We start from the raw sequence: 23,219 nt of genomic DNA, 5'->3' as shown, positions 1-23,219 counted from the left end.
TTTAATTTGATCTTACTGGCTTAATATATATTTCATAGCATTGCTGGTGTCATATGCTAGTTGTATCGAGTTTTCTTTGTAAGGACTTAACTCACAAATCACATCCCCGTTGTATCCTATTTCCCTTAGAGCCTCCATAAGAGACGACCATTTCATATCTCCGCTTAAAAGACCCGTAAATCCACGTATATTCCCTATATCCTGGCGAAAATCTTTAATGTGTACCTTCGTGATTCGTTCACCTAAAATGCGCACCCACTGCTCTGGAAAGCCAAATTGCAACACATTTCCTGCGTCAAAATAAGCCTTTACCGAAGGATGATTGATTTCATCAAGGAAACGACGCATCTCAAGTGGGCTAAGTAAAAATTTATTCCAAACATTCTCCACACCTATAACAATTCCGAGTGGTTCTGCATATATAGCTAATTCTTTTAGAGCCGATTGAGCCAAGTCATAGCAGTCATCATAACTATTTGTTTCCGTTACAACACCAGGGACGATTAATACAGTATCTCCACCAAGGACAGCACATACCTCAATCATTTTCTTAGCGATTTCTAATCCCTTTACCCTTACTTTCTCGTCGTATGAGGTCAGAGGGTATGTCCAATGTAAGCTTGTCGCAATGCTACTGATTGGTAACTGATAAGTCACTGATAAATTTTTGATTGTCTCAAGCTCTAACTCTGTAGTTTCAAGGGTTAAAGCTGGGTTATCTATTAACCCTAATTCAGAAGTAATGGAATCCTGAGGCATACTTTCAGACATATTCAGTTCAATTGAATCGAATCCAGCTTCCTTTGTTACTTTAAAAGTAGTTTCCAATGATAAATCAGGTGAAAAACACCAGCTATTTATACCTTTTCTCACTTTCCCAACCTCCTTTTAATTAATTACTCTGTATCCTTTTTCAATCGATTGATAGGCCATTCTCGCCATCTTTACAGTGAATAGGCCATCTTCACCTGATACTGGTGAAGGCATATTTTGATCAATGGTGTCTTTAAAAGCTTTTATCATGGCCATATCCATATCTTCTTCGTAATATGTAAAAGCCGGACTTGCTTTTTGATTGTAGAGTAATGCCTTTCTCCCAAATCCATCGGCGTGAATCCACCCTTTATCTGTGACCAATGTAAGTGAGGCATCACCCCATACTGGATACTCTTTAGGTCTGTTCCATGATGTATCCAGACTCATAAATGTCCCATCCGTAAATGTCACATGCAAGAGCCCTGTATCCTCCACAAATGACTCACCGAGTAAATTCTCCCCTCTAGCAAATACGGAATCTATTTGAGGAGCAAAAAACCAATTTACTAGATCTGCCATATGAATCGTATGATCAATGATAGCTCCTCCGCCAGAGAGTTTTTGCTCTACAAACCAACCACCAGGTGATTTTCCATGATTCGTGGCATTAATTGCAATTAGCTTTCCGCATGTCCCTTCGTCTATCAATTGTTTTAAGGACTGCATAGGTTGAGAAAAGCGAACTGGATGAGCAATCATCAATTTAACACCAGCGGCGTAGCAATCCGAAATCATCTTTTCGGCATCTTCAACCGTAAGTGCCATCGGTTTTTCGACAATCACATGCCTCTTATAAGCAGCGGCTGAAACAGTATATTCACAATGAAACGCATTCTCTGAACAGATCAGAACCGTATCAATATCTGTTTGCAAAAGGTCATCCAATTGTTCATATGGGGCAATCCCATACTTTTCACTAAATTGAAACATTTTCTCCTTATCCCGATCATAAATACCGACAATTTCAACTCCAAGTGTCTTTAAACATAATGTGTAGCTATACACGTGCATATGAGCACAACCAATGATTCCGACTTTCATGAATGGCCTCCTTTCTCCACCAAAACTACTTGCCCAGTCTGAAGACTTTGGAGAGCTTTACTCCACCATTTCTCAACACGATCATCCTTCAAATATTCCGGATTAATCTCAAGCACTTGCAGAAAATCTGATTGTAAAGCTTGTTCAACAGACGAATCAAACACATACAACCCAGTTGTTCCGGCTATCTCCATTTGTTTTATGTAGATTGATCGACTTAGTGAAAAATCAAAAAAAAGGTTAGCTACCGTCCTATCTGTAAATTGACAAGTGATTAGCCAAACATTTTTTTCATGGTTTGCAGAAGTATTAATATCTTTTAAATCTTGCTTTATATGAATATTGGATATCCAATATAAAGCTTCCTTTATATGCTGGGTGATGATTTCTAATGGTTTTTCTGGAGCATGGAAGTTATATCGAATAAAGGTAACGTTTCCTACATTTCCTTCCCGGACTTCTCTTAGGGCAGCTTGATCTTCTAACTTCACAGAGAACCCTCCATTACAATATATTTGTCCTCTTCAATTGATTGTTGTGCAGCAATGACTAGCTCAGAAACGGTGAAACTACTTTCCAGATTAGAACGCGGTTGAGCCCCTGTTTGAATACAATGAAGAAAATCCAAAATCATTTCAGCATCTCCTCCACCATGGCCAACTGTATTCTCTATTTCGTAGACTAACTTTTCTTTTTTCAAACGATCATGAACTATGATTCTATTGTTCTCATCATCAAAGTATAGCTCACCCTTCGTACCAAAAAACTGAAATTCCCTCCGATAATAAGCTGCAAATTGGCATAATGTATACGTAACTTTCGCTCGATTTTGGTATTGAATTAGCAGAGCCTGATGATCATCTACATTTACCTCAGAATCAAACACACAGTGATCTGGCCAACTTTCTTGCCACTCAATTCCTTTATGCTTCTTGATATTAATTAGGCTCTCCTCACATGTCCATTTATGCTGACATGTTCGACAGTGCAGTTCTTCCTTTAAAGGAGATCCAAATTTTTTGATGGACCCAAGTTCACCAAACACTTCTAAACCTCCAAATGCTGCCACCTTTACCGGCTTGGCTCCAATCATCCAAGATAAAATATCCAGACTATGTGTAGCCTTTTGAAGTAATAAACTGTAGGATTTAGATTTAAGCCTATGCCAATCATGAAAGAATGCGTAACCACCATAGTTAATGTGGTCTGTTCCATTTGCAAGGAATATATCGCCGATAATTCCACTGCTTATTAAGCTTTTTGCTTTAAAATATAATGGTGCGTATCGCAGGACATAACCAACCTGAAAAACTTTTTTATAATCTTTTAAGGCGGAACGAATCATAGAGATTTTTTGCAATGAAATATCTAGAGGTTTTTCGCATAAAATATGTTTGCTAAATTTTATCGCTTCTAAAATAATTTCAGCATGGGTATCATCCGGAGTAGCGATAAAAACTGCATCCACCTCCGTGCTCTTTAGCAAGTTTCGATAATCAGTGGTTGATCGAATTTGTTTTTCTTCAAATAAGTTAAAATTTGTGCCTTGTTGATCACATACATAGACTACTTCTATTTCTGGATGAGGAATTAGGGACTGAAGAGCGAATTTACTGCCTCGATTGCCTAATCCTATAACTCCGAACCTAATCAACTGCTTTCTCCCCTTCTTCTTTCAGCCTCAATTTATGTTCAAATGCTTGAATCGACCTGGCATATTCACTCGGACTTAATCCAGTTTGTTGTTTAAAGCAATTCGAAAAATAATGAACTGAATCAAACCCTAGATTTTGAGCAATAAGTGTAAAGCTCAAGTTATTTTCTCTGATTAAGACTTTTGCCTCTTCCATTCGAAGCGCCTTAAAGAAGGACATCACGGTATATCCCGTTTCTTCTTTAAATATTTTCTTCAAATATGTCTTACTAAGAAAAAAATGGGTACATATATCATCTAAAAATAATTGCTTATGTAATCGTTCATTCATGAAATCGATAATGTCATTCACAATCTTTTTTTCAAACTTTTTCTTAGTTGCTCCGCTGACACGTTGCTGATTGATTTCCGAAGTCTCATCTCTTATCAATCGTATTAAAAACTCACTTAAGTACAAATACATCATCTGTTCCGCTCCAACCCTAGGGTTTGGCAGGCGTATATCGTCTCGATATATCCTTCCTAGACTTGGCTGAAATACATCTTTTGCTTCTTTTAAAACTTTAGCCAACAATTCTCTTTCTCCAGTTGCGACCCTCATGATTTTATTTTCGAAAAAAGACATGATTGGAGATTTACAAACAAAGCTAATGACTAAGACATTAGGAGCACAAATTCCATTCGCCCACAAATTATGAAATTCGTTCGGTTTATGGAAAATAATATCTCCTTCTTTTAATTCGTAGCCTTCTTGATCAGCAGAAACCTCTAACTTCCCCTTATCTACATAGACAAATTCCCAAAAATCATGTTTTTCACCCGTATACCGATAATCCTTAGAGAACTCAAAATAATATAATGTTAAAATCTTCTCAATTTCAATTAGATATTGCGGTGGATAAATATTCTTAAAAAAATCAGCCCTCAGAAGAATCGCCACCTTTATCGGAAATTTCAGAATACTTATTTCCAATTATTACAGTATTTCCCTAATATAGGTACTACTTTTTACTAATTCAGTCCTTTTTTACAAGAAATGGGGCTTTAATTCTAAATATCAAAAGACTTCTTGATAGGTAAGGTTAAAGAAGATTTATATCTTAAATAAAATACTTTTGAAACCGACTGAGGAGGTTGCCCATGTTAAAAGTAGGAATTGTAGGATTAGGTTTTATGGGAAATGCTCATTTACAGAAGTATTTGAGACTGGAAAAGGAAGGATACCCCATTAAATTAGTATCTATTTGTGATGTGGATGAAAAAAAGCGGCATGGTAAAGTAGTGGAGGGGAATTTGGAGACTGGTAAAGAGCAGGTAGATTTCAGACGGTTCACCTTCTATGAAAAAATGGAAGACATGATTAAGGAAGAAAAACTAGATTATGTAGACTTATGCCTTCCAACGTACCTACATGCTCCACTGGCCGTTCAAGCAATGGAATTAGGTGTCCATGTCTTGTGTGAAAAACCGATGGCAATCTCAACAAAGGACTGCTCCTTAATGATTGAAGCCTCTAAGAAATATGACCGGCAATTAATGATAGGCCAGACTCTTCGTTTTTTCCCAAGTTATCAGTACTTAAAAGAAACAATTGATACAAATAGATATGGTCCTGTAATAAGTGCTTCATTCTTCCGAGGCGGTTCAACACCTATATGGTCTTGGGAAAACTGGCTCCTGCAAAAGGAGAAATCAGGTGGATGCTTACTCGATCAACATATCCATGATGTGGACACTATCAATTGGTTATTCGGTAAACCTGTAGCTGTATCTACAAGCGGAAAAGTGATTTTTGAAGGTAATGGATATGACATTGTCTCTACCAACTATCACTATCTCGATGGCAAAGTAGTAAATGCCCAGGATGACTGGACAATTAAAGGTGATTTTGGATTTGAAATGCGCTACAGAGTGAACTTTGAAAAAGGAACCATTATTTTAGAAAACAATGTACTAACTGACTATCCTGCCGAGGGTAAAAAATTTGTGCCTGATATATCAAAAGAAGACGGCTATTATCTCGAAATTAAACATTTCGCTGAAGCAATAAGGCTGAATACCAGTGCCCAAGATGCAATTCCGTTAGAAAGCACAAAAGAAACCATATATATAGCAGAAAAAGAGCAAGAATCCGCAAACCAATATGGAAAATTGCTATATTTATAGGAGGACAAAAGCCATCCCATATAATTACAATATAGAAAGAAGCCATACAGAGTTATTAAAACCTGTGTGGCTTCTATTTACTACTATTAACATACATCATTTTGTATACTTATTTAAAGCTGCCATTTTGGCCGCAATCTTGATTTGCTCTTCCATTAGGCTTTTTAATTGCATAAAGCTTGGGTAAAAGTATGGCCTTGCCAATATAAAGGGCAAACGCTCTTCCACATTAACCGGTTTCCCCTTTAATTCCTTTAGACATGCAGGGAAGCCGCATAAATTTACAGATACTTGATTCGACCAATACATAAACGAAACATATAGTACAATTCCTTTTAACATATATGGTTTAATTTCCTGCTTTTCTCTGTTAGCGAACATTATTTCCAACTGTCGAACGATTTCCGCCCATTCATTCGTCAGCTGCTCCCTTATAACAGAGAAATCCTCCCAGGGCCTGTACAGATCATTGCCTTTATAATAATAATAATAATAATAATCATATGGAAAACCAAGATTAAAAATATCTTTATTCCATCTCAAAAAATCATTTTTATCAAGTTGATTGTACTCAAAATTAAAAGGTTCAAGATTTAATTCTGGAATATTCATTTTCCTTTTCCTGCTGCTTTCATTCTTTTTTTCCCTTCACGGCACAGTAGAAGCATAGGACACTCCTCACATTTTGGCGATTGAGCTTTGCAATGGTATCTACCAAAGAAAATTAATCGGTGATGGGTAATCGACCATTCTTCCTCTGGGATTCTTCTCATCAGCGTTTTTTCAACCTCTAAGACGGAGTCCTTCCACCTGCATATACCAAGCCTTTTACTTACTCTCTCCACGTGTGTATCCACAGCGATTGCAGGTGTTCCATACGCTACTGAAACAACCACATTCGCTGTCTTTCTCCCTACTCCGGGAAGCTCAACTAATAAATCCCGGTCATTCGGAACTACCCCATTGTATTTTTCCAGAATAATCTGCGATAACTTCTGAATATTTTTCGCTTTATTTCTGTATAAACCAATTGAACGAATATCATTTTCCAATTCACTAAGCGGTACAGAAAGGAAATCCTCTGGTTTTTTATATTTTTGAAAGAGATTTTTCGTTACTTTATTCACCAAAGCATCCGTACATTGTGCCGATAATACTACCGCCACGGTTAATTCGAATGGATTGGAATGATTTAATTCGCAATGGGCCTCAGGAAACATTCTTACCATTTCGTCGAGACAATAACGAATTTGTGTATTGGTAAGCATCTAAATCCCCCTCCCTTTATTCTTTATTTTTCGCGAATAAAAAGACCGGATAAAAGGATCTATCCTGGTCTATCGATTAAAGTCTATTCTAGCCAATTATATAATGGCAACTCTTTAGCAACGGGAACAGTTTTAGCAGGACTTTTTTTCGTGTAGCTTCTGAAGCGTTCACTATACGCCTTGGCTTGTTCCAACGTTTTGATACTGTGTTTCTTCCAATCGAACAAAATACGATCTATATATCTGAAACTGAGCTTTCCGGAGATAACGGCTTCTTTAAGAGCAGCCTTAACCAAATCAGGTGAATGCTGATCCTCATCCAGCCACATCGTTAATGTTTCACCCTCAAAGGGTGATAAGGGCCGGCCAAATTCCTTTTCAAATACGGTATATAAGGATTCACTCTTAATTACTTTCTCTTCAAAGTCGGTTTGCTTAGCTTCTTTTAAATAATGATAGGCCAATTTTTCAAATAATGGCTTGATTGAATAGCTCTCATAACCTGGTTTTTCATCCTCTGTAATATCTAAGAAACCATGCTGAACCAGTTTTCTGAGCAGGTTAGTACAGTCCATTTCAGTGAGGTTCATTACAGAAGAGATTTCAGCAGGAGTGGGAAATGAATTCCCGTTCATCGAAAAGTTTTCAACATGTAGTAAAAGCATCATCTCTTGTTCATTTAATCCCATCTCTTTGTAACTGCTTAACAAATAAGAGGGTATGACAACATTCGCCTGCTTAATCCAATTCGACAGATTTTTTATAGTCATAATTCGACACCTCACCTTTTAGTATACCATGTATGCTGATTTTGAAGTACGGAAAAATAAAACCTGACAATAAAATAAATTGCCAGGTTTTATTTGACTATTAAGGATATAGACGATTTAAAAGACGAGGGAATGGAATCGTTTCACGAACATGTTCCACACCGCTTATCCAAGCAACCGTTCTCTCTAGCCCAAGACCGAAGCCAGAATGAGGAACGGAACCATATTGACGTAATTCATAATACCATTTGTAAGCATCCATACTTAAATTATGTTCATCAAGTCTTGCTTTTAATAGGTCCATATCGTGGATACGTTCTGATCCACCAATGATTTCACCATAGCCTTCCGGTGCAATTAAATCTGCACATAAGACAACATCATCACGGTCAGGAGCAGGCTGCATGTAGAACGGCTTAATTCCTGTAGGATAATGGGTGATAAACACAGGCTTATCATAGCTTTCTGCAATTGCTGTTTCGTGAGGAGCACCGAAATCATCGCCCCACTCGATATCATCAAATCCCTTCTCATGCAAGAATTTAATTGCATCATCATAGGTAATTCTAGGGAATGGTGCTTTGATATTTTCTAATTTGGAAGTATCTCTTCCTAGCGTTTTCAGCTCAATCACACAATTTTCCAGTACAGATTGAACGATATAGGAAACATATTGCTCTTGAACTTCTAAGTTCTCATTGAACTCAACAAATGCCATCTCTGGTTCAATCATCCAGAATTCGATTAAATGACGTCGCGTTTTGGATTTCTCAGCACGGAATGTTGGACCGAAGGAGAATACTTTCCCAAGTGCCATTGCTGCCGCTTCCATATATAATTGTCCACTTTGAGATAGATAAGCATCTTCATCAAAGTATTTCGTTGCGAACAATTCTGAAGTACCCTCTGGAGCACTTCCTGTAAGAATCGGCGGGTCAACTTTTACAAAGCCCTCTTTATTAAAGAATTCATACGTAGCACGAATGATCTCATTACGAATTTTCATGACAGCATGCTGGCGCTTTGAACGAAGCCATAAATGTCTGTGATCCATAAGGAACTCAGTGCCATGCTGTTTCGGTGTAATCGGATAGTCAACTGCTTCTGCAATTACTTCAAGTCCTGTTACAAGTAGTTCGTAACCAAATGGGGAACGCTCATCCTCCTGAACAATACCTTTCACCCATACGGACGTTTCCTGAGTAATCTTCTTAGCGGTATTGAATAATTCTTCATCAACCTCTGCTTTGACAACTACGCCTTGAATAAAGCCTGTACCATCGCGCAGCTGCAAGAAAGCAATTTTTCCTGAAGAACGTTTATTGGCAATCCAAGCACCTATCTTAACTTCTTCATTAACATATTTATATACTTCATTAATTGTACATTTCACATTTTTTCCCTCCAAAGCTTAAACAAAACCAGGTTATGTACCCTATTCATTATACAAGTACCAAAATGGACAAGCAAATACAAAATTTCACCTGTACATGAAATAATCCATTATTTCATCGATCCTTTGCAGAAAACATCCATTCTCGCTTACTCGTTTTTTAAATTAATCCTTAACCCCCTCATTTACCATCAGTCAGTAAGGTAATGAAGCGGCTTAAATTAATACCATTCACTCAAAAAACCCCTTTAAGATCATCCAGGAATTTTCCTTAAGGGGTCGTTTCGTTTACCGTCTCCCTGTGAATCCTATTTATTCAGCCTTTGTTGCTGATTTATTTATCACATATTCCTTTATACGCTTAACAGCTTCTTGAAGTGCTTCTAACGATATAGCATACGATAAGCGTATATTATCAGGTGCACCAAAGCCAGAACCGGGAACTACGGCTACCAGAGCATTTTCCAATAGATCTTCTACAAAATCATCTACACTGTTAAATCCACACATCTCTGCCGTTTTTGAGACATTTGGGAACAGGTAGAATGCCCCCTGAGGTTTCAGACAAGTCAATCCCGGTATCTCAAGCAATTGATCGTAAATAGCATCCAATCTTTGTTCAAACGCACTTCGCATAATTTCAACTTGATCTTGCGGTCCTGTATAGGCTTCAATTGTTGCATATTGTGAGGTCGTTGTCGGATTGGACGTACTGTGGCTTGCCAAGTTCGTCATTGCTTTAATTAACGCTTGGTCACCTGCCGCATAACCAATTCTCCATCCTGTCATAGAATGGGATTTGGAAACACCGTTAATGACGATTGTTTGCTGCTTAAGCTCTTCGGAAAGCTCTGCTATCGATACATGTTCATGGTTGTGGTAGACCAATTTCTCATAAATTTCATCTGAAACTATAATAATATCATGTTTTAAACATACCTCACCAATCGCCTGTAATTCTTCAGCTGTGTATATCATACCGGTAGGATTGCTTGGTGAATTGATAATAAGCGCTCTCGTTTTTTCAGTAATTGCTTTTTCAATCTGTAAAGGCGTTACCTTAAATTGATTTTCTTCTTTACCTTCAATATAAACAGGCACTCCATCTGCCAATTTAACTTGTTCCGGATAGCTTACCCAATATGGAGAAGGAATCAGCACTTCATCCTCTTCATCCAAAATTGCCTGAAAAAGTGTATATAAAGCGTGCTTGGCACCTGAAGCGATAAAAATTTGGCCGTTACTGTATGTTAGTCCTTGATCTTTTTGCAGTTTATCTGCGACAACCTTGCGCAGGGATTGCAATCCAGCAGAAGGTGTATATTTTGTGTGGCCATCCCGCATGGACTTTTGCGCTGCTTCGAGTATGTTAGCTGGAGTATTGAAATCTGGTTCTCCTGCTCCAAGTCCAATAATGTCCAGACCTTGGGCTTTAAGCTCTTTTGCTTTGGCTGTTATTGCTAGTGTTGATGATGGTGTTAATGCTGATACTCTTTTTGCTAATTTCATCCGGTTCCATCTCCATCCTACAGATTATCGTAATTACGTATTAAATTGCCTGTTTTGAAATTTAGGTAATAATACCCATAAAGGTCTTTATTATTTTTATAGGTTACTTCCCATAAGGGTTGATTATTTTCCATTCCCAAATGGGCAGACACAATCTTCTTCACATTCTTTTTTTCTTTCACGATTGCAATGGCTTTATTTTTACTAATACCTTCTGAGAGGGCAATAATCTGGCTTTTCTTTTTCTTATCATCCGGCACCCAAACACCGATTTTTTTGCCATCTGCTGTTTTGCCAGTTATTACACTCCATGTCTCATTTCCATTATATAAATAGAAATCATCCACTTCTGTCATTCCAGCTGTTTCTCTGGCAATATCTTCTGCACTCTTTTCAGCGTCTTTCCTGGTGCTGTCACCAGCATAGATAGCCTGAATAAAAAAGCCACTGCCAATCAGGATAATAATAACTATGCTCCAAATTACTTTTTTCATATCTATTTCCTTTCAAGTTATGTACGGTATATTGAAAAAACAGCTGTTTGTTGATCTTGTTTATCTAATGCCAAGCCAAACATTAAATTCTCTTTTTTCAACGTTTTATTTAAAGAATCAACGATTTTATATAAATCATTCGTGTATGTCAATTTAACACTTGATAATAGCTCTACCTTACTCTCCATTGTAAGTCCTCCCAAAACGTAGCGCTCTCGTACACATTATACCAAAATAAAATTGCAAATAGCTTTACTTTACTAAAAAAGCGAGCCAAACATTAAATTCCTTACATATTCCTGTATATTGGCTTTACGTAATTTAGACCATGTTCAAACATACTTCTATCACTCCGAATCAAATCATTCTCGATCAAGACCCATTTGCTGTCTTTTTTATAATTCGGAGAAGTATTAAGCAAGCTTCTTAAATTAATGATTAACTCAGATATTAAATCCTCATTTGGAATCGTGCTGTTCATTTCGACTGGAGGCTCAACCATTAAAATCATTGATCGGCCATTATAAGTATGCCAAACCTGATCCCAGCCAGTGTAATTCATTAAGAGAATTGATTGGTCAACAGCAAGATGATTTCGCAGCATTTTCATGGCAGAACCGGAGGATAGTCCCTGAGCCTGCAACTGTATGTGCGTAAATTCTGCTAATCCCTTCATATCATTATATATTGTTTTTAATGATTCTTGTGATTGAAAAAGAAGGATTAAGGGCTTTTGTTGCTTTTTCACAAAATCAATCAGCGTATATCCCGACTTTTCCTTCAATGGAGTCAATATCGTTAAATATTGCTCTTTTACCGGGTGGATCACCAGGCTACTCAACTTGTTTTCCTGAACACCTAATTGTTGTGAAATAAAATGGAAGGATCCACCTACCGTCAAGACATCTGAAATAAATAAAATATGGCTATCCGGCTTTAATAAGTTTCGATTAACCCATTTTGAGACCGATAAGGGCTGGGCATATATTTGGACTGAATTTCTATTTCCCTTTACATTCCAACTCGCCCAAACCTCATCATTTGTATCCAGACTCTTAAAAAACCTATTTAAAGTAACTCGGATTAAATTTATTTCCCCCGATAATTTTGTTAATTCATCAATAATGTTAAATTGACTTCGCTTTAATTTTTCAATTGGTACTTGGTTCAACTCACCAAGGATCTGTTGAAATTGTACTACTAATAAACCGAGAGAGTCATACAGATCATTGGCTTCTTTTAATAATTGATCCATGTATTTTTTATTCTCCAGCTCAGAAAAATCAAGCTTACATTGCACTCTAGGTCCGTCCATATCCTTTTTGCTTTTCATTCCATATGTGAACAATGCCTCATAAAAGCTCTCCACACTGCATGCGATTTCTTCCAATAAAACAGCCAGTTGATTTTCATTATATGAACCGGTCGTTTTTTCCTTTAAAAGCAATATGACAGATCTCAATAGTTGCCGATTATCCAAAGTTCCAATTTTATTCAAGATATTCCTCACTTCTACATAGCTCAGCTCTTTCGTTAATCCGCTTTGAACAGAGGATGGAAAATAATTAGCTTCCTCAAGTACTATATTAGGGCACTCGCTTAAGAAATCCCCTGTTTGAATGTCCGAAATTAGACTGTCATGAGTACTAAGAATAATCTTTGCCTGCTTAGCAGCCAGCATCTGTCTCGAATAGAAGTCCCGTTCCGTCCACGGCTTAAGCAAGCGTGGATGCAAATGGGCATGGTGGGCTACTTCCTTCCAATATTCTCTTCCCCCCGAGGATAAATTAAGCTCTTCCAAACAGCCTGTATTTGTCATGGTTAACCAGACTAATATTTGCATTTTTGCGATTGTACTTTCGTAATTTTGTTGTTTTTCCCGCATCGATTGCTCGAACTTCGGCAAACTTAAATACTGCTCCTTAGAATGCAATATGCTAACTTGATTTTGAATCATTTTAGAAGAATAATCCCTCTGAAAAATACCCATTAACTGTTCAGCTGTATGTTTAGTATGGGCAGCTATGGTTACCTGTACATGATTTTCATTGGCATATTCATAAAAGGCTTTTATATGTCCGGTAAAATCCCGTGTCCCATCTTCTACTAAACTAACGTTATGACTCTTAAAGCTCTTCTTTAATATGTTATGTAACGCTGATTCATCAAGAGAAATATGTTTTTTTTCATTCTCCTGTTGTGTTAGGCTTTCAATTGATTTCTGCCTAACAATTGCGATACCACGATAAATATCTAGATCTGGTCTCCATGGCTCACTCATCGTTGAATATTCATTTAATATCTCAGCCAATAATTCTTTAAGCTCGCTTTTTAATAAAAATGATAATCTGTATAATGATTTAATGGTAGGTTTCGGCAATTTCTTTAATTGTTTGTAAAACTCGATAAACAAAAGAGCCGTTACATAAGCATCACTGTCTGCTTGATGTGGCCGCTCATGAAGAAAGCCATAGGCTTTTCCTAACTCCTCTAGTTTAAAACTCGACATTCCAGGATTGACGATTTTTGCTAGTTCCACCGTATCTACGGTATATCCAAGAAAACGCTCATACCCTACACGTTCCAATTCAGCCTGTAAAAATGTCAAATCGAATAATACGTTATGAGCAACAAAAACAGCCTCATCCAATACACCAATAATGTAGGGTGCCAACTCTTTAAATGTCGGTGCATTCTCCACGTCTGCATCCGTAATACCGGTTAATTCCTGTATGAATAGAGGGATGGACCTCCCTGGATTTATGTAAGATGAATATTGGTATGTGATTTCACCATTTTCAATGACGTTAGCCGCAATTTGAATGATGCGATCACCATTTTTAGGGTTATTACCTGTAGTCTCCAAGTCGATTACTACATACTTACTTTTCATATTTAACACCTGCTCACTTCTTCTCTAACTTGCTTCTGTTTAGCTGATGGAAAAATTCACAATGGCACCTTATTTTCCATTTTATTTTTTGGGTCCCCTATCATACACTCTTCATATCATTTATCGTTACCCATTATCTACTGTTATATCAAAACCAGCCTTATTAATCAAAGAAGAATGAAGACTATTGGTTAATAAAAAACAAACGCTGGTTCCCTTAAAGATTTAAGGGGATCAGCGTTTGTTCATTAACAAAGTCATTAAATGATCGTTGCCTCTGGTTCGGCTCCAAGCATTTCAACAATTGTATTATACTCATCAAGAACAGCCACTTTAGGCCGATGGCTTCTTACATAAGCTTCTTCTATTAATCCATAGGATATAATGATTATTTTATCACCTTCCTGAACTAGACGGGCAGCAGCTCCATTTAGGCAGATTACACCACTGCCTCTCTTACCGGGAATGATATATGTTTCAAAACGTGCACCATTATTATTATTTACAATCTGAACTTTCTCATTTGGAAGCATATCTACCGCATCTAATAAATCTTCATCAATTGTAATACTGCCTACATAGTTTAAGTTTGCCTCAGTAACTGTTGCTCTGTGAAGCTTTGCTTTCATCATATTGCGAAACATAATCTTACCCCCTTGTATGACTATAAATTTATGATAATGTTGTCGATTAAACGAACAGACGTATATTGAACCGCCACTGCAAAGATTATCTTTTGATCATGCTCTGTAATCTCACTCAAGTCCGGATAGGATAATCCTTCAAAATAATCGATTTGACCATTGATATGGGACTGTAAATACTCTTTCCCCTTTTCAAGCGTTTCCGCGGGACTGGCACCTTTTTGCAGCTCAGCTTTCACTTTGCAAAGACTTTTATAGATAAATGGAGCTTCTTCTCTTTCCTGCTCTGTTAAATTAATGTTTCTGGAGCTTAATGCAAGACCATCCTCTTCACGCTTAATCTCAACACCAACCAGTTCAATCGGGAAATTAAAGTCATGGATAATCCCTTCTACTACAGCAACCTGTTGAGCATCCTTCAGCCCAAAATAAGCTCGAGTCGGATGGACAATAGTGAACAATTTTGTCAAAACAGTCGCCACTCCATCAAAATGACCCGGTCTGGATTTTCCGCAAAGTACATCGGTGCGCTCATGCACTTTTACCGTCAGGGTTTGCTTATCCCCATACATTTCCTGAACTGTTGGATAAAATAAATAATCCACCCCTGCATTTCGTGCCAGCTCTTCATCCCGTTCCATATCGCGTGGATATTTATCAAAATCCTCATTAGGACCAAATTGAAGCGGATTTACAAATATACTGATAACTACCACATGATTTTTCTCTCTTGCTTCTTGAATAAGTGATAGATGTCCTTCATGCAAATATCCCATAGTTGGGACAAATCCGATGGAATGTTTCTTTTCCCTCTCTAAATCAAGTACTTCACGCAGTTCATTTATCTGGCTGATAATCTTCATTTTTCTCCTCCATACAATGAGGCTAGTTCTTCTTCCTTCATCGTGAATGAGTGATCACGATCCGGAAAAATTCCCGATTTCACTTCTTTTATATGCTCAGACAAAGCATAGCCAATCACATCATTTAAATTAGCATAGGATTTTACAAACTTGGCCACTCTGCCTACACCATATAATAAAACATCATGATAAACGAGAACCTGACCATCCGTACCGTTACCAGCACCAATCCCGATTGTTGGGATTATTAGTTCATTCGATATATGTTCAGCGACCTGATAAGGTACACATTCGAGCACAACGGCCATTGCCCCGGCTTCTTCACACTTTTTCGCATCCTCCAAAAGTTTAATTGCCGCCTCACTTGTTTTACCCTGGACTTTATAACCTCCAAGTACACCAACTGATTGCGGTGTTAAGCCTAAATGCGCTACTACCGGTATACCTGCATCTGTCATCGCTTTTATTTTGCTAATAACATCTCCGGCACCCTCCATTTTGACCGCATCAGCCCCTGCCTCCTGCATAAGTCTTGCAGCATTTTTTAACGCTTCCTCATTTGTTGTGTGATACGTCAAAAACGGCAGATCTGTCACGATAAATGTGTTAGGTGCGCCTCTTTTAACAGCCTTCGTATGATGAATCATATCCTCGATAGTGACAGGAACAGTAGAATCATATCCTAAAATAACCATTCCAAGAGAGTCACCTACAAGAATCATATCGACCCCCGCTTGTTCTGCCAGTTTAGCAGATGGATAATCATACGCAGTCAGCATTGAAATTTTTTCTCTGTTTTCTTTTAGTTTCAAAAAATCCACAGCAAATTTCATTTTTTCTTTCCTCCTTTTCATTCCGAGGAGAGAAAAACCTATTTACCAAATAAAAAATCCTTCTAATTACAGAAGGATGGATTGGCATAATAGCTTTTATCCCTCTGTCCCGGTCCTTTCTTGGATACAGGCAGAATTATAAATCTATTTAAAATGACTACTATACAAGGTGCAGGTCGTTTCCGCTCCCGCCCTTCTATGAATTATAACATTCAGTCATTTTTATATGCTATATATTAACTCATTTTCAATTAATTTCTTTTTTTAAAAACAACCGCTTAATATTGTCCATTATTGATGCACAGTTATATCTCCGGAATAAACCAAATGGCTTTTTTGCTCATCATCCATGATAATCAATACACCATCATCATTAATTCCGGTTGCCAAGCCAGTTAAAGATCCTCGCAGGCTTTGGACGGTGACCTTCTTCCCAATGGTAATGGTAAGCTTTTCCCAAAGCTGTTTTATTGGTTCAAAACCTTTTTCTAAATAAAGTAGATATATATCTTCAAAATTCTTAAAAAAGCTTTGTAAAAATTCAGATCGATCTACTCTTTGTTTCTTCTCGATTAAGACAGAAGTAGCGATCTCTTTTAACTCATCAGGAAACGATTCAAGGGGCTGGTTTATATTCATGCCAATGCCGATAATCACATGATGAATTTGATCGGACTCCGCATGAAGCTCTGTTAGTATTCCCGCAATCTTCCTTCCTTCTACCAACACATCATTTGGCCATTTGATTCCTGCATTCACACCAAATTTGTTTAGTGTCTGAACAACAGCTACAGCTGTTAACAACGTGAGCTGAGGGGCATGGTAGGGAGGAATATCAGGTCTCATAATCATACTTAACCAGATCCCTCCATTTGAAGGAGAATGCCACTTTCTTTTTAATCGCCCTGTACCTTCCGTTTGTTCATCACTAATCACAGCTGTACCATCTTTAGCTCCGCTTCCCGCAAGTTCTCTGGCAACAACTTGAGTGGATGAAACTGTATCATAAGAATATATAGATTGTCCTACAAATTCAGTCTGTAACCCCATTAGAATATCAGTGGCCCTTAGAAAATCTAATTTTTTCAAGAGCCGATACCCCTTTTTCTTTACAGCCTCAATTTCGTAGCCTTCCTGACGCAGCTGGTCAATATGCTTCCATATCGCCACTCTTGAACAGCCAACTAAATCAGCTAATGCCTGTCCTGATATATAATCCTCTCCAGCTTTCGCAAATGCTTTGGCAATCTCATGCTTTAAAGTTTGTTCTCTTGAATGAGCCATTGTTTAATTAACTCCTTTTTATTCGGGACCTTATGATCCAGAATTCCGTTAATCACTTCATGCATAAGCTCCTTAATCCACGGTCCACCTGGTTTATCAGCCCATTTCATCAGGTCGTTTCCGGAAACCTCTATAACAGTTTCCTTATGAATTGGCATACGAGCATGCAGATCAGTGATTGCGTCGTAGTCTGGGTCCGCATGATGATATACTGACCAAACCCTTTCCACGCTCAGGGTGTTTTCATGGCCAAGCTGATAAATGGTATAGGGAGTAAATGAGGAACTCTCTCTTTTCTTCGTTTCACGGATCAACAGACCTATTTTTTTCATTTGACTTGAAGAAAGCTTCCAGTGACTGTATAGGGATTGATCCTGACCATTAAAGAGGGCAATCAAAGCCATCCATTCTTCAAATGATTCACAACGGTTTAAGGGTAGTGCAAGAAACTGCTCTATATGAGCCCCAAATTGACCAAAACCCGGAAAATAGGCTAGCAAACCTTCGTCTGCAGCAATTTTTAACCCTTTTTCTGGATATTGCCCAAGAACCATTTTTTGAAACTCAGCTGTTTTCCGTTCCTGTGCTATATGTAAGAGTAAATCGGCATTTTTCCGTAATGCCGATCGTGTATTTTCATGCAATGTAAACCCTAGCTGGCTTACAAATCGAACAGCACGAAGAATCCTTAGCGCATCCTCACTAAATCGTTCATCCGCCGGACCAACCGTCTCGATTACCTTTGTATGTATAGCTTTTTCTCCATCAAATGGATCATACAATTTTCCATCCTGGTCCATGGCAATTGCATTCATCGTAAAATCTCTTCTCTTTAAATCCTCATGCAAAGAGGTTACAAAGATGACTGAATCTGGCCGTCGATAATCTTTATATGCAGATTCTGTTCTAAATGTCGTGATCTCAAACGAGTCTCCTTTATAAAGCACTAATACAGTTCCATGATCAATACCAACGTCTACTGTATGGGTGAAAATTTCCTTTACTTGCTCGGGAGTGGCGGAGGTAGCAATATCCACATCATCAATTTCCTTCCCCATTAAAGTATCCCTAACGGCTCCACCAACAAAATAGGCTTCATACCCCTTCGTCGTTAACTGATCCAAAACAGGACGCGCTCTGATAAATTCCTGGTTCATTCATCCTTCTCCCCATTTTTCAATAATGAATAATACAAGTCCTCATATTGATTCACGATATGTTCGGTTTGAAAATGATCTTTAATTTTATGAATAGCGTTATTACCCATATTCATTCTCAGCGAATCATTTTCAAGCAATTCCAACAACCGCATAGAGGCAGCTTCGATATCTCCTAGCTCGATGGTGTATCCGTTAATCCCATCTTCAATAACCTCAGGAATTCCCCCGATTTTGGTTCCAAGACATGGAACGCCATAGATCATCGCCTCAAGAAGTACTAACCCAAAACTTTCTTTTTCTGACATAAGGACACATACATCACTAATGGAATAGAGCTCCTGTAGATTTTCCTGTTTTCCTAACAGAATTATTTTCTCCTGTAAGCCCATTGCTTTAATTTTTTTACTTACAAAAGACATTTCCGGTCCGTCGCCTACTAATAAAAGTTTACTCGGTATTTTGTCTGCCACGGCTCCAAAAGTGTCTATGATATCAGGTACACGCTTCACCTTCCGAAAATTCGAGACGTGAATGACAATTTTTTCATCTTCTTTAATTCCAAGCTCTGCTTTTAAATTAGCCATATTACCAGCATCCGGTTCAGGCGCCGGATAATCGATAAAATTATAAATCGTTTGAATTTCTTGATCCGGTTGAATTAAATCATATGTCTCTTTAACAAGTTCATGAGACACGGCCGTAACAGCATCAGATTTTTCAATAGCGAACTTAATCATGTCCTGCAGAGAAGAATCATACCCTAGTATCGTAATATCCGTACCATGGAGAGTCGTTACTACCTTTAGGCCAGAGGAGGTCATTTGCTTGGCCAAAATTCCGCAAACGGCATGCGGCATCGCATAATGGGCATGAATGATATCAAGCTCTTCCATTTTAACCACCTCGGCTATCTTGCTGGCCAATGACAAGGTATATGGAGGATATTGAAAAACAGCATATTGATTAACTTCAACTTGGTGAAAATATATATTTGAGTATCGCTTTTTTAAGCGGAACGGTACACTGGATGTTATAAAATGAATCTCATGTCCCTTCTCCGCCAGCTTAATTCCTAATTCGGTCGCAACAATCCCTGATCCGCCGACAGTAGGATAACAAACAATTCCAATTTTTAACTGTTTCATTTCTTTCCACCTAACAAATCTTGATCAAGTAAGAGAGGTTTTTTCGTTCTAAATCCTTCTGCAAATAACACGCCTGCCTCTCTTCCATATGCCCGCTCTCTGCCTTCGATTGCTTCGAGATATCCTTCTGTAAGAGGGGTCACAACCCCATCATCCGTTTTAATAAATTGAGAGGAATAGCTTTTTAAACTGGATAATTTACAATGAAAATAACTGCTGATATCCACACAAAAATCGGGCGGATGAAAGCTATTAATCATGTAATAAAAAACATGCTTCGGCTTATGGGCCTCCAACTTACTTTCATCCTCATATTTCCTAATACCAGCAGAAAAGACAGCCTCTTCGACCAAAGCTGCACAATGTCCATGATCCGGATGACGGTCAGGAACAGCGGGTACAAAGATGATTTCAGGCTTGTATGTTCTTATAACAGAAACAATCTTTGAGATGTTTTCAGGTGTGGGATATAATTGCCGATCTCCGATATTTAAATTCAAGCGTTCCTTTACACCTAAGATAGCAGCTGCCTGTTTGGCTTCCTTCAATCTGTTTGTGGGAGTACCATTCGATGAAAGCTCCGCCTCGGTTAAGTCACAGATGACAACGGAATGGCCTAATTCTGTATATTTTGCTATTGTGCCCCCCATTCCGATTTCCACATCATCGGAATGGGCGCCAAAACATAGTATGTCTGTCTTCATTGTGGGCATATTACTCCTTTTCCCTAACAATATTTCTCCATTTAAGGTCTCCGCGTTCTAAACCATGTATTAACATTTCAGCCGTTCCCATATTAGTTGCCAATGGAATGGAATAAACATCCGCCAAACGCATTAAAGCGGACACATCCGGTTCATGCGGCTGCGCAGTCAATGGATCTCTGAAGAAAATAATAATATCAATATCATTTACTGCAACCATCGCCCCAATTTGTTGATCTCCCCCGAGTGGTCCGGACTGATAACGATGAACTGACAGGCCTGCTTCATCCTGTATTCGCTTTCCCGTTGTACCGGTAGCAAAAAGCTGATGCTCTTTTAGGATATGTTTATACGCAAGCGTAAATCGAATCATGTCGTCTTTCTTTTTGTCATGTGCAATCAATGCGATTTTCATGGAACAGTGCTCCTTAATCAATAATATTTTCTAATCCATATACTAATTCTTCTATATTCATGACGGTTTCCACCGACAATTTAACTCCGCTCATAAAAGAGTTTCGATCATATGAATCATGTCTTAGAGTAAATGTCTGACCTTCTCCGCCGAACATGACCTGTTGATGCGCAACAAGTCCAGGTAAGCGTACACTATGTATTCTCATTCCTTCATAGTCTGCACCACGTGCACCTTTTATTGTTTCTTTTTCATTTAAATGTCCCTGTTTTTTTATTTGTCTTTCTTCAGAAATTAATTGTGCTGTTTTTATAGCTGTTCCTGAAGGAGCATCAAGTTTTTGATCGTGATGCAATTCAATAATTTCGACATCCGGAAAATATTTAGCTGCCTGCTTGGCAAATTTCATCATTAACACAGCACCAACAGCAAAATTCGGTGCAATAATACACCCAATTCCGTTTTCTTTTGAAATTCTTTTGATTTCATTTAAATCTTCATCTGAAAAGCCGGTCGTTCCAACAACCGGACGGATATGGTGTGATAATGCTGATAATGTATGGATTCTTCCAGACTCCGGAGTGGTCAAATCAATCAGTACATCCGCTTTAACTTCAGAGAAACATTTTTCATGATCTGTATAAATTGGAACATCTATACCGGTAAATCCATCTATTTCACTTAATTTCAACCCATCATTCTTATGATCCAATACAGCTACTAAATGAAAATGTTCTGTATTCATCACTAAATTTACTGCTGCTTTCCCCATTTTACCTCGCGGCCCTGCAATTATGACATTAATCATCAATCATTCTTCCTTTCTTGTCCAACGGTCTTTGTCCCTGGAATTGAATTTCTCCATCACCCTGTCATGTGCATCCTGTAAATCAATATTCAGCGAATTGGCCATACAAATTAGCACAAATAAAACATCTCCTAATTCTTCTTCAATTGCTTTTTCTGTTTCAGATTCTTTTTTGGGTTTTTCACCATAATAATGGTTAATCTCTCTCGCCAATTCTCCAAGCTCTTCAGTAAGTCTCGCTGTCATGGCAAGCGGACTGAAGTATCCCTCTTTAAATTGCCCTATGTATTGATCTACTTCCTGCTGTAAGTCAGCGATTGTTTTCTTATGTTCCATACAGTTACACCCTTTTCTCTTAATGTTAGCGTATTTCTTAGTTATCGAACAATAAATATGATAGAATGCAAAAGGATATCATTCATTATTTTTCCTCAATTGTACACTATAATAATAATTGAGTTAGCAAGAAAGGGGTTAGAATGTGTTTTTCAACTTAAAGCTTAAAAACGTCATACTGATATTATTAGGGGCTGCAATAATGTCTTTTGGCCTTGTTCATTTTAATATGCAAAACGCATTAGGTGAAGGGGGATTTACAGGGATTACCCTTTTAATTTATAACTTAACTGGTATTAGCCCTTCGATTACCAATATTTTATTAAATATACCTCTTTTCTTTGTAGGATATAAACTGTTGGGCAAAAAAACCTTTTTGTATACACTTATCGGTACCATCGCTGTATCTGTATTTATTGCGATTTTCGAAAAATATCAAATACATATTCCTTTAAAGGATGACCTAATGCTCGCGGCTTTATTTGCAGGTGTGTGCATTGGTGTCGGTTTAGGAATTATTTTCCGTTACGGCGGAACGACTGGCGGAGTCGACATCATCGCACGGCTCATGTTCAAATATAAAGGCTGGAGCATGGGAAAAACCATGTTTATGTTTGACTTCTGCGTTATCGTTTTATCACTCGTAACGTATTTGGAATATAAACAAGCCATGTATACACTTGTCCTCGTTTATATTGGCAGCCGTGTAATTGACTTTATCCAAGAGGGTGCATATGCAGCCCGTGGTGTGATGATCATAAGCAACTCCAATTCCGTGATAGCTGAAAAGATTAATCAACAAATGGAACGCGGTGTTACATTACTCAAAGGGGTTGGCTCATATACCAAACAGGAGCGCGATGTGATTTATTGCGTTGTAGGCAGCAATGAAATTGTACGCCTTAAGAGCATTATTACATCCATTGATCCACATGCATTTGTTTCCGTATCTGTCGTACATGATGTACTTGGTGAAGGATTTACGTTGGATGAAAATAAAAATCCGCTTGAAAAATAAGCAAT

Annotated in this window: 25 protein-coding genes; 2 read left to right on the top strand and 23 right to left on the bottom strand. The window is 38.0% G+C overall.

Annotated features, from left to right (window positions below):
- Positions 1-12: 12 nt before the first annotated feature.
- The 5 genes from AC4BHP_RS04005 to AC4BHP_RS03985 are packed head-to-tail and all read right to left on the bottom strand — an operon-like array spanning position 13 to position 4,484.
- Positions 13-873, bottom strand: a complete 861-nt coding sequence (locus tag AC4BHP_RS04005; RefSeq protein ID WP_490551333.1) for a sugar phosphate isomerase/epimerase family protein — start codon at positions 871-873, stop codon at positions 13-15.
- Positions 874-888: 15 nt separating this feature from the next.
- Positions 889-1,857 (bottom strand): Gfo/Idh/MocA family protein, encoded by a 969-nt coding sequence (locus AC4BHP_RS04000; RefSeq protein WP_490551332.1) that lies wholly within the window; start codon positions 1,855-1,857, stop codon positions 889-891.
- Positions 1,854-2,348, bottom strand: a complete 495-nt coding sequence (locus AC4BHP_RS03995; RefSeq protein WP_490551331.1) for a hypothetical protein — start codon at positions 2,346-2,348, stop codon at positions 1,854-1,856. The genes AC4BHP_RS04000 and AC4BHP_RS03995 overlap by 4 nt, the downstream gene beginning before the upstream one ends.
- Positions 2,345-3,511 carry a Gfo/Idh/MocA family protein gene (locus tag AC4BHP_RS03990; protein ID WP_490551330.1) on the bottom strand — a complete coding sequence of 389 codons (1,167 nt, stop codon included), beginning with the start codon at positions 3,509-3,511 and terminating at the stop codon, positions 2,345-2,347. The genes AC4BHP_RS03995 and AC4BHP_RS03990 overlap by 4 nt, the downstream gene beginning before the upstream one ends.
- On the bottom strand, positions 3,504-4,484 hold the full coding sequence (locus AC4BHP_RS03985; RefSeq protein WP_490551329.1) for a helix-turn-helix domain-containing protein: 981 nt from the start codon (positions 4,482-4,484) through the stop codon (positions 3,504-3,506). The genes AC4BHP_RS03990 and AC4BHP_RS03985 overlap by 8 nt, the downstream gene beginning before the upstream one ends.
- Positions 4,485-4,651: 167 nt before the next feature.
- Between AC4BHP_RS03985 and AC4BHP_RS03980 the strand changes: the two genes are divergently transcribed.
- Positions 4,652-5,677 (top strand): Gfo/Idh/MocA family protein, encoded by a 1,026-nt coding sequence (locus tag AC4BHP_RS03980; RefSeq protein ID WP_490551328.1) that lies wholly within the window; start codon positions 4,652-4,654, stop codon positions 5,675-5,677.
- Positions 5,678-5,773: 96 nt separating this feature from the next.
- Here AC4BHP_RS03980 and AC4BHP_RS03975 read toward each other — a convergent pair whose 3' ends face one another.
- The 18 genes from AC4BHP_RS03975 to AC4BHP_RS03890 all read right to left on the bottom strand — a co-directional run bounded on the left by AC4BHP_RS03975 (position 5,774) and on the right by AC4BHP_RS03890 (position 22,196).
- The gene (locus AC4BHP_RS03975) at positions 5,774-6,289 is read right to left on the bottom strand and encodes a YpoC family protein (protein ID WP_490551327.1); all 516 of its coding nucleotides are present in this window, start codon (positions 6,287-6,289) and stop codon (positions 5,774-5,776) included.
- A complete protein-coding gene (gene nth / locus AC4BHP_RS03970; protein ID WP_490551326.1) occupies positions 6,286-6,945 on the bottom strand; it encodes an endonuclease III in 660 nt (219 codons plus the stop codon). The genes AC4BHP_RS03975 and nth overlap by 4 nt, the downstream gene beginning before the upstream one ends.
- Before the next feature lie 83 nt (positions 6,946-7,028).
- Positions 7,029-7,715 carry a DnaD domain-containing protein gene (locus AC4BHP_RS03965; protein WP_066107369.1) on the bottom strand — a complete coding sequence of 229 codons (687 nt, stop codon included), beginning with the start codon at positions 7,713-7,715 and terminating at the stop codon, positions 7,029-7,031.
- Between the two features lie 100 nt (positions 7,716-7,815).
- Positions 7,816-9,108 (bottom strand): asparagine--tRNA ligase, encoded by a 1,293-nt coding sequence (gene asnS, locus AC4BHP_RS03960; RefSeq protein ID WP_066107371.1) that lies wholly within the window; start codon positions 9,106-9,108, stop codon positions 7,816-7,818.
- A gap of 312 nt (positions 9,109-9,420) precedes the next feature.
- The gene (locus tag AC4BHP_RS03955; protein WP_490551325.1) at positions 9,421-10,617 is read right to left on the bottom strand and encodes a pyridoxal phosphate-dependent aminotransferase; all 1,197 of its coding nucleotides are present in this window, start codon (positions 10,615-10,617) and stop codon (positions 9,421-9,423) included.
- Positions 10,618-10,634: 17 nt separating this feature from the next.
- Positions 10,635-11,111, bottom strand: coding sequence for a cell wall elongation regulator TseB-like domain-containing protein (locus AC4BHP_RS03950; protein WP_066107378.1), 477 nt, complete (start codon positions 11,109-11,111; stop codon positions 10,635-10,637).
- A gap of 17 nt (positions 11,112-11,128) precedes the next feature.
- Positions 11,129-11,299, bottom strand: a complete 171-nt coding sequence (locus tag AC4BHP_RS03945) for a YpmA family protein (protein ID WP_066107380.1) — start codon at positions 11,297-11,299, stop codon at positions 11,129-11,131.
- A gap of 101 nt (positions 11,300-11,400) precedes the next feature.
- Positions 11,401-14,004 (bottom strand): exonuclease domain-containing protein, encoded by a 2,604-nt coding sequence (locus AC4BHP_RS03940; protein ID WP_490551324.1) that lies wholly within the window; start codon positions 14,002-14,004, stop codon positions 11,401-11,403.
- Between the two features lie 260 nt (positions 14,005-14,264).
- Positions 14,265-14,648, bottom strand: a complete 384-nt coding sequence (gene panD, locus AC4BHP_RS03935; protein WP_066107385.1) for an aspartate 1-decarboxylase — start codon at positions 14,646-14,648, stop codon at positions 14,265-14,267.
- A gap of 20 nt (positions 14,649-14,668) precedes the next feature.
- Entirely contained in the window at positions 14,669-15,511 is an 843-nt protein-coding gene (gene panC / locus AC4BHP_RS03930; protein ID WP_490551323.1) for a pantoate--beta-alanine ligase, read from the bottom strand.
- Positions 15,508-16,344 carry a 3-methyl-2-oxobutanoate hydroxymethyltransferase gene (panB, locus tag AC4BHP_RS03925; protein WP_066107390.1) on the bottom strand — a complete coding sequence of 279 codons (837 nt, stop codon included), beginning with the start codon at positions 16,342-16,344 and terminating at the stop codon, positions 15,508-15,510. Before panB ends, panC begins: the two co-directional genes overlap by 4 nt.
- A 291-nt stretch (positions 16,345-16,635) precedes the next feature.
- Positions 16,636-17,628 (bottom strand): biotin--[acetyl-CoA-carboxylase] ligase, encoded by a 993-nt coding sequence (locus AC4BHP_RS03920; protein ID WP_490551322.1) that lies wholly within the window; start codon positions 17,626-17,628, stop codon positions 16,636-16,638.
- Positions 17,601-18,785 (bottom strand): CCA tRNA nucleotidyltransferase, encoded by a 1,185-nt coding sequence (locus AC4BHP_RS03915; RefSeq protein WP_490551321.1) that lies wholly within the window; start codon positions 18,783-18,785, stop codon positions 17,601-17,603. Before AC4BHP_RS03915 ends, AC4BHP_RS03920 begins: the two co-directional genes overlap by 28 nt.
- Complete coding sequence (gene bshA / locus AC4BHP_RS03910) at positions 18,782-19,933, bottom strand: N-acetyl-alpha-D-glucosaminyl L-malate synthase BshA (RefSeq protein WP_490551320.1); 1,152 nt, start codon at positions 19,931-19,933, stop codon at positions 18,782-18,784. The genes AC4BHP_RS03915 and bshA overlap by 4 nt, the downstream gene beginning before the upstream one ends.
- The gene (gene bshB1, locus AC4BHP_RS03905; protein WP_139891741.1) at positions 19,930-20,637 is read right to left on the bottom strand and encodes a bacillithiol biosynthesis deacetylase BshB1; all 708 of its coding nucleotides are present in this window, start codon (positions 20,635-20,637) and stop codon (positions 19,930-19,932) included. The genes bshA and bshB1 overlap by 4 nt, the downstream gene beginning before the upstream one ends.
- A gap of 10 nt (positions 20,638-20,647) precedes the next feature.
- Positions 20,648-21,052 carry a methylglyoxal synthase gene (mgsA, locus tag AC4BHP_RS03900; RefSeq protein ID WP_066107405.1) on the bottom strand — a complete coding sequence of 135 codons (405 nt, stop codon included), beginning with the start codon at positions 21,050-21,052 and terminating at the stop codon, positions 20,648-20,650.
- A gap of 13 nt (positions 21,053-21,065) precedes the next feature.
- Complete coding sequence (gene dapB, locus AC4BHP_RS03895) at positions 21,066-21,860, bottom strand: 4-hydroxy-tetrahydrodipicolinate reductase (protein ID WP_066107408.1); 795 nt, start codon at positions 21,858-21,860, stop codon at positions 21,066-21,068.
- A gap of 3 nt (positions 21,861-21,863) precedes the next feature.
- A complete protein-coding gene (locus AC4BHP_RS03890; RefSeq protein ID WP_066107409.1) occupies positions 21,864-22,196 on the bottom strand; it encodes a nucleotide pyrophosphohydrolase in 333 nt (110 codons plus the stop codon).
- Between the two features lie 145 nt (positions 22,197-22,341).
- Here AC4BHP_RS03890 and AC4BHP_RS03885 point away from each other — a divergent pair, with 145 nt between their 5' ends.
- Positions 22,342-23,214 carry a YitT family protein gene (locus AC4BHP_RS03885; protein ID WP_066107413.1) on the top strand — a complete coding sequence of 291 codons (873 nt, stop codon included), beginning with the start codon at positions 22,342-22,344 and terminating at the stop codon, positions 23,212-23,214.
- Positions 23,215-23,219 lie beyond the last annotated feature (5 nt).

This window comes from Pradoshia sp. Z4_20 (assembly GCF_058216035.1).
The sequence above is the reverse complement of the archived record's forward strand: the minus strand, read 5'-3'. Positions and strand labels throughout refer to the sequence as shown.